This is a genomic window from Cobetia sp., from assembly GCF_983723665.1.
Map to the genome: position 1 here is coordinate 2482 of NZ_CFDJES010000107.1, position 7862 is coordinate 10343.

The following is a 7862-nucleotide window of genomic DNA, read 5'->3' on the forward strand; positions in this document are numbered from 1 at the left end:
GAAGTGGACTGAACTGCACAACGCCGGGTTGCGCTCAGGCGGCGAAATCTCGGACGTTGGTGTGGTAGTGGCAGGCTGTCGGGGCGACGTATCATTGCGATATCTCTCATTGATCGTCTTTCATTGATCCTCCATCACGCCCCGACAGGAGTTCTGCATGCCGCTTGCTCAGCGTTTCACCCCGCGTTTCAGCGATGGTCGCGTCTTCGCTCATGACCTCGGCAAGGTGGTCTGTGTCGGCCGCAATTACGCAGCCCACGCCGCGGAGCTCGGCAATGAAGTGCCCAGCGAGCCGTTGCTGTTCATCAAGCCCGCCACCAGCGTGACGCCGATGGACAAGCCATTGGCGATCTCGCGGCGTCGCGGCCAGTACCACTATGAGGCCGAGCTGGCGCTGCTGATCGGCAAGCCGCTGTGTGAAGCCAGCGAAGCAGAGGCGCTGGAAGCACTGGCCGGCATGGGGCTGGCACTGGACCTGACCCTGCGTGAGCGCCAGAGCAAGCTCAAGGCCAAGGGCCAGCCGTGGGAGCTGGCCAAGGCCTTCGATGGCAGCTGTCCGCTGTCTTCCTTCGTGGCGCTGGAAGGGCCGCGTTGGCGCGATGCCGATGGCGAGCTGCACAGCGTGGATTTCCAGGCGCTGCACTATCGCTTTGCCATCGATGGCGAGCAGCGCCAGCAAGCGGATACCAGCCTGATGCTGTTCCCCGTCGCGCGCCTGCTCAGTGAGATCAGCCACAGCTTCACCCTGCTGCCCGGCGATGTGGTGCTGACCGGCACACCGGAAGGCGTCGGCGAGCTGAATCCGGATCAGGCGCTGGCACTGGCGCTGGATGCCCCGGATGGCAGCGGCGAGCTGTTGCGTGTCGAGACACGCACGCGCGGCGTGGCATGACGTCTGGGGCTGAGGCAGCCCAGAGTATGTAGACAGCAGCCCTGAGCGAGTTGAAAACAGCTCTGAGCGGGTTAAAAAAGAAAAGCCCCTGCCGGGTCACCGGCAGGGGCTTTTGCTGTCTGGGCTTTAGCTTTTGCTATCCGGGCCAATCCTTCCGAACCTGATCCTTCCAAACTCGGTTCATTGAGCCAGGGCCCGAGCCTCGCACAAGTCTCAGCTCTCCAGGTAGGTATAGCCGTCGAGACCGGCCTTCAGGTCTTCGAGCAGGTCTGCCTGTTCCAGCGCATTCAGGTTGGATGACTTGAGCTGACGCGCGAGGCGTGCGGCCAGCTGCTCCGGGTCGAAGTTCACGTAACGCAGCACCTGCGCCACGCTATCACCCTGAATCGCATGAGAAAGCTGCCACTGGCCATCGTCGTCGAGGCTGGCATCCACGGAATCGGTATCGCCGAACAGGTTGTGCAGGTCGCCGAGGATTTCCTGATAGGCGCCGACCATGAAGAAGCCGAGCAGCTTCTCTTCATCGGCATGCCATTCCGGCAGCGGCAGGGTGGCGTCCAGGCCCTGGTCATCCACATAGGTGTCGATGCGGCCATCGCTGTCGCAGGTGATGTCCTGAATCACGCCACGTCGTGTCGGCGCGCGATCGAGACCGGTCAGCGGCAAAATCGGGAAGATCTGCTCGATGCCCCAGATGTCCGGCAGCGACTGGAACAGCGAGAAGTTGACGAACAGCTTGTCGGCCAGCTTCTCGTTGAGCTCATCGAGCACCGCGCGGTGCGAACGCTGACGCGCATCGAGACGCCCGGCCAGGCTGCGACACACGTTGGTGTAGATGGCTTCGGCCTCGGCGCGGATGGCGATGCTCGCCAGCCCCATCACGAAGCGCTCCTGCACCTGATGCTGGGCATGCACCACGGCGTGGTAGATCTCCACCAGCTCACGCGGCTCGAGCTGACCTTCCAGCCGTGCGGCCTGCGCCCACAGCGCGGCGATCTGGGCATCGTCCTCGCGGCGTGCGGGCAGCGGCAGGTTCACGCGCTCCTCGCCGATCACGTCCGTGACCAGTACCGCATGATGGGCGGTCAGGGCGCGGCCGGATTCGGAGATGATGTGCGGATGCGGCAGGTCATGGGCATCACAGACGGCGTGGAAGGCGCCGACCACATAGTCGGCATATTCGCGCATCGAGTAGTTGAGCGAGCAGGCGCTTTCCGAGCGAGTGCCTTCGTAGTCCACGCCCAGGCCGCCACCGACATCGACGATTTCCACGCCGGCGCCAGCTTCGTGCAGGCCCTGATAGAAGCGCGCGCACTCGGCCAGACCGCGCTGGATATCGCTGATGTCCGCGATCTGGGAGCCAAGATGGAAGTGGACCAGCTTGAGGCAGTCGAGCGCATCCACCTCGCGCAGGCGCTCGACCAGCGCGACGATCTGGCTGGCGGTCAGGCCGAACTTGGACTTCTCGCCGCCGGTGTTCTGCCAGTTGCCCTTGCCGATGGTGGCCAGGCGCGCGCGCAGCCCGATGCGCGGACGCACGCCGAGGCGCCTGGCCTCTTCCAGCACCAGTTCCAGCTCGCTGGCCTTCTCGATCACCAGATGCACGCGGTGGCCGAGTTTCTCGCCCATCAGCGCCAGACGCACGTATTCGCGGTCCTTGTAGCCGTTGCAGACGATGACCGACGGGCCGCTGTCCGACAGCGCCAGCACGGCGAGCAGTTCCGGCTTGCTGCCGGCTTCCAGCCCGACACGCCCGCGTGAGCGTTCGTTGGTCGCCAGCAGTTCCTCGACCACGCGACGCTGCTGATTGACCTTGATCGGGTAGACGGCGGTATAGCTGGCGCCATAGCCGCGCGAGCTGATGGCGGCATCGAAGGCGGCGCACAGCTGCTCGACGCGGTCATGCAGGATATCGGCGAAGCGAACCAGCAACGGCAGGCGCAGGCCTTGGGCGCGCGCCTTGTCGATCAGCGAGATCAGCGGCAGCGCAGGCGTGCCCGGCTCGCCATGCGGGCGCACCAGTGTCAGGCCATCCTGGCCCACGTCGAAATAGCCGCTGCCCCACTGGTCGATGTTGTAGGTGCGGCGTGCTTCGGCTGCAAAGGAGGTCATCGCGGTCTCCGGAGATGGACGGCGTGAAGGCAAGCCCGGCGGTGCTCAACAGGTGTGGGCAGCGTCGGAGAAGACAATGACGCCCGCAGGAATGCGGGCGCTCAGAGGGCGCATTATGCCTGCTGGGGGCCAGCAGGCAATTGCTTTGACGACTCGGACAGCGTGGGAGGTGCCGATCAGGCCGGTTGCGTGGCCTCGGGCAGCGGCAGAGCGCCTTCCTCGATACGCCGACCCAGCAGCTGGCGGTACTGTGCCGGGTCCTTCGGCGTCAGGCTGTGGGCGGGCGGGTCCACGTAGACCACCAGCAGGCGTGACAGCCAATAGCGCAGCGCGGTCATGCGCAACATGCTCGGCCACAGGCGTCGCTCGTCGGCGTTCATCGGGCGCTCGGCCAGATAGGCGCTGAGCAGGGCGTCATAACGCGGCTGGTCCAGGCGACCATCGTCATTGGAGCACCAGTCATTGACCAGAATCGACAGATCGAAGATCAGGTCGCCGGTGCAGCCGTTGTAGAAGTCGATGATACCGCCGAGGCGGTCGCCGTCGAACAGAGTGTTGTCGCGGAACAGGTCACCATGCAGCGCGCCCTGCGGCAGCTCGACACCGCTGAAGACGTCTTCGCAGACATCGATCTCGTCGGCCATCAGCGCCTGGTCTTCCGGGCTCAGATACGCCAGCACCTTGTGGTGCATCGGCTTGATCCAGTGCAGGTCACGGGTGTTGGGACGGTGGCCGGTGAAATGCTGCGAGACGGCATGCATGCGCCCCAGCGCCGCGCCGATCTCGCGGCACTGGGCCACGTTGGGCGAGACCGGCCAGTTGCCCGGCATACGCGGGAACAGCAGCGCCGGCTTGCCTGCCAGCACCTTGAGCGCCTGGCCGTCGCGGTCGTGCAGCGGGCCCGGCACTGGCAGCTTGTGGCTGGCGAGGAAGTCGAGCAGCTCGACGAAGAAGGGCAGTTCCGCATGCTCGCCCTGCTCGAACAGGGTCAGCACCATCTCGCGGCGATCGGTGGTGACGAAGAAGGTCGAGTTCTCGGTGCCGTGCGCGACATCCTCAAGCGATGTCAGCGTGCCTGCGTCGTACTCTGCCAGAAATTCTGCGACCTGAGCGTCGCTCAGGGGGGTAAAGACTGCCATGGGTGACTCTTCTCGCCGAAATGTGTCCGCCCCGCCAGTGGCGCGCCGCCGGAGCGAAGCGGCGGCAATGCGCTGACAGGAGTTGTTGTAGGTATGCAGGAAGGATGCCGCCACGCCCGGGGGCAAGAGATGTGCCGCGGGCGTGACGCCTGTCGCTGCTGGCTCAGCTGTCGCGTGAACCAGATGCCGAGCTTATCACTTTTTCAGTGCCCAGCCGGGTACCTTGAGCTGGCTGGCACTGGTGACGCTGGACTTGATGAAGTTGCCGTTGCCGTCACTGTCGAGCAGGAAGAAGGGCGCGCCGCCCTTGGGGATGATCTCGATGGCATACAGATGGCCATTGACGCGGTATTCGCGCAGCTGGCGGTCATCCTGCTGACGGCTGGTGATCTGCGGCTTGGGGGCCTCGCTCTCGGCGACGGCCAGCGGCGCACTCAGGGCGGTGACGGCCAGCAGCAGCCCGGTGGCCAGCAGCGTGGGCAGGCGCAGCAGGGAATGCGGAGCAATGGAAGCAGTCGAGCGCATGACAATCCTCCTTTACACAAGCGCAGCCTGTATCAGGTTCCGCGTGCAAAAGTTCTGTGAGCAAGGGGCCTGCAGGCAGGGTGCCTGCGAGCAAGCACCCGGTGCGTACCCGTGCAGAAGACAAGCGAATCGGCGCTGGCCTGAAACCTTGCCTGATGGGCGCAGTTTACGTCCCTTGCCGGCAGTGTGCACGACTTCCCGCCATCAATGCCGGGCGCAGAAGACACACGCGCCGAGGGTGGCGACTGTGCCTCGCCGCAGCCCTTGCGTATCATGACAGCCATAGCTGCCGAGAGGTTTTCGGCCCCGACTCTGCTTGCCCCAAGCTCACCCTTCAGCCTACGGATGCGACTGCTCATGGCCGCCACGCCGATCGTTCTCGTCGATGGATCTTCCTATCTCTATCGTGCCTTTCATGCTCTGCCGCCGCTGACCACCTCCAAGGGCCTGCCCACCGGCGCGGTGAAGGGCGTGATCAACATGCTCAAGAGCCTGATTCGCCAGTATCCGGACAGCCCCATGGCGGTGGTCTTCGATGCCAAGGGCAAGACCTTCCGCGACGACATGTACCCCGAGTACAAGGCCCAGCGCCCGCCGATGCCGGATGACCTGCGCCTGCAGGTCGAGCCGCTGCATGCCTGCGTGCGTGCCCTTGGCCTGCCCCTGCTGTGCGTGGAAGGCGTCGAGGCCGATGATGTCATCGGCACCCTGGCGCGCATGGCGACGGAAGCCGGGCGTGACGCCGTCATCTCCACCGGCGACAAGGACATGGCCCAGCTGGTGAACGAGCACATCACCCTGGTCAACACCATGAAGAACGAGACGCTGGACGTGGACGGCGTTACCGAGAAGTTCGGCATTCCGCCGAACCTGATCATCGACTTCCTCGCGCTGATGGGCGACAAGGTCGACAACATCCCCGGCGTGCCGGGCGTGGGCGAGAAGACCGCGCTGGGCCTGCTGCAGGGCATGGAAGGCGGCCTCGACACCATCTACGGCGATCTCGATCGCATCAAGACGCTCAGCTTCCGTGGCGCCAAGACCCTGGCCAAGAAGATGGAAGCGCATCGCGAAGATGCCTATCTCTCCTACCGTCTCGCCACCATCAAGCTGGACTGCGAGCTGGAATATGGCCTGGATGACCTCGCGATCGCCGCGCCGGACACCGCCGCGCTGGTCGAGCTCTACAAGGAGATGGAATTCCGCGCCTGGCTGAAGGAGCTGCTGGAAGGCGGCGACATGGCGGCCACCCCGCATGCCGACGAGAAGGACAGCGGAGTCGCCGGCAGTGACCTGTTCGGTGACAACATCGCGCCGGTCGCTGAAAAGGCCTCAGGCAAGGGCAAGACCGCCGCTGCGCCAACGCCTGATCTGGAAGCGGCGGAAGAGGGCGACGAGATGCCCGATGCGCTGCCGCCGCGTGAGGAGCGCAACTACCGCGCCATCACCGAGCAGGCCGAGCTGGACGCGTGGCTCGAGCGCGTGCGCAACGCCACCTCGCTGTGCTTCGATCTCGAGACCACCAGCCTCAACTACATGGAAGCCGAGATCGTCGGTATCGGCATGGCGCTGGAAGTCGGCGAGGCCGTCTACATTCCCGTCGCTCACAGCTATCTGGATGCCCCCGCGCAGCTGGAGCGCCAGGCCGTGCTGGAAGCGCTGACGCCGATTCTGGCCGATACCGCCATCACCAAGATCGGCCAGAACCTCAAGTACGATATCGAGGTGCTGGCGCGCTATGACATCGCGGTGGCCGGCCCGCTGGCCGACACCATGCTGATGTCCTACGTGCTCAATTCCACCGCGACCCGTCACGACATGGACTCGCTGGCGCTCAAGTATCTGGGCGAGAGCACCATCAGCTTCACCGACATCGCCGGCAAGGGCGCCAAGCAGCTGACGTTCGATCAGATCGCGCTGGAAGAGGCGATGCCGTATGCCTGCGAGGATGTCGACATCACCCTGCGTCTCGCCGCGCTGCTGATGCCGCGCATCGAGAAGCTGGGGCGTCTGGATGAAGTGCTGCGTCAGTTCGAGTATCCGCTGATTCCGGTGCTGGCACGCATCGAGCGCAACGGTGTCGCGATCGACCCCGAGCGCCTGCACGTCCAGACCCGCGAGCTGACCGAGCAGATCCACGACATCGAGAAGCAGGCCTTTGAGCTTGCAGGCCGCGAGTTCAACCTCTCTTCCCCCAAGCAGCTGGGCGAGATCCTCTTCGAGGAGCAGAAGCTGCCGGTCAAGAAGAAGACGCCCAAGGGCGCGCCGTCCACCGCCGAAGCGGTGCTTGAGGAGCTGGCGCTGGACTACCCGCTGCCCAAGCTGATCATGCGCCATCGCGGCATGACCAAGCTCAAGAGCACCTACACCGACAAGCTGCCGCAGCTGGTCAACCCGACCACGCGTCGCCTGCACACCAGCTACCATCAGGCCGTCACCGCCACGGGGCGCCTGTCGTCGTCTGATCCGAACCTGCAGAACATCCCGGTGCGCAGTGACGAGGGCCGTCGCATCCGTCAGGCCTTCATCGCGCGCCCCGGCTATCGCATCGTCGCGGCGGATTACTCGCAGATCGAGCTGCGCATCATGGCGCACCTCTCCGGTGACAAGGGCCTGCTCTCGGCCTTCGCCGACAACCGCGACGTGCACGCCGCCACCGCCGCGGAAGTCTTCGGCACCGAGGAATCGCGTGTCAGCAGTGACCAGCGTCGCAGCGCCAAGGCCATCAACTTCGGGCTGATCTACGGCATGTCCGCCTGGGGCCTCTCGCGTCAGCTGGATATCGAACCCGGCCAGGCCAAGACCTACATCGAGCGCTACTTCGAGCGTTATCCGGGTGTCGCCACCTATATGGAAGACACGCGTCAGCTCGCCGCCGAGCAGGGCTACGTCGAGACCATCTTCGGTCGCCGTCTCTACCTGCCGGAAATCGGTTCACGCAATCACGCGCGTCGCAGCGCCGCCGAGCGCACTGCCATCAACGCCCCGATGCAAGGCAGCGCCGCCGACATCATCAAGCGCGCCATGATCGACGTGGATGCCTGGCTGGCGGGCAGCGACGGTGCCGACAGATACGACGCCATGATGGTCATGCAGGTACACGATGAACTCGTCTTCGAAGTCGCCGAAGCGCAGGTCGAAGACTTCATGAAAGACGTCGCGCAGCGCATGCAGAACGCCGCCTCCCTCGACGT

Annotated in this window: 5 protein-coding genes; 2 read left to right on the forward strand and 3 right to left on the reverse strand. The window is 64.7% G+C overall.

What is annotated here, in order from left to right; all coding sequences use genetic code 11:
• Nucleotides 1-157: 157 nt before the first annotated feature.
• Nucleotides 158-892, forward strand: coding sequence for a fumarylacetoacetate hydrolase family protein (locus tag AC4FAH_RS10885; RefSeq protein WP_176675972.1), 735 nt, complete (start codon nucleotides 158-160; stop codon nucleotides 890-892).
• A gap of 213 nt (nucleotides 893-1105) precedes the next feature.
• Here AC4FAH_RS10885 and speA read toward each other — a convergent pair whose 3' ends face one another.
• From speA to AC4FAH_RS10900, 3 genes are all read right to left on the reverse strand, one after another.
• Nucleotides 1106-3004: a biosynthetic arginine decarboxylase gene (gene speA, locus AC4FAH_RS10890; protein WP_287024182.1), complete on the reverse strand. Its 1899-nt coding sequence runs from the start codon at nucleotides 3002-3004 to the stop codon at nucleotides 1106-1108.
• 176 nt (nucleotides 3005-3180) lie between these two features.
• The gene (locus AC4FAH_RS10895) at nucleotides 3181-4143 is read right to left on the reverse strand and encodes a homoserine kinase (protein ID WP_490246023.1); all 963 of its coding nucleotides are present in this window, start codon (nucleotides 4141-4143) and stop codon (nucleotides 3181-3183) included.
• Nucleotides 4144-4338: 195 nt separating this feature from the next.
• Complete coding sequence (locus AC4FAH_RS10900; RefSeq protein WP_082388170.1) at nucleotides 4339-4668, reverse strand: DUF2782 domain-containing protein; 330 nt, start codon at nucleotides 4666-4668, stop codon at nucleotides 4339-4341.
• A gap of 357 nt (nucleotides 4669-5025) precedes the next feature.
• Here AC4FAH_RS10900 and polA point away from each other — a divergent pair.
• Nucleotides 5026-7862 (forward strand): DNA polymerase I (gene polA, locus AC4FAH_RS10905; protein ID WP_490246024.1); only part of this gene is annotated, 2837 nt, incomplete at its 3' end.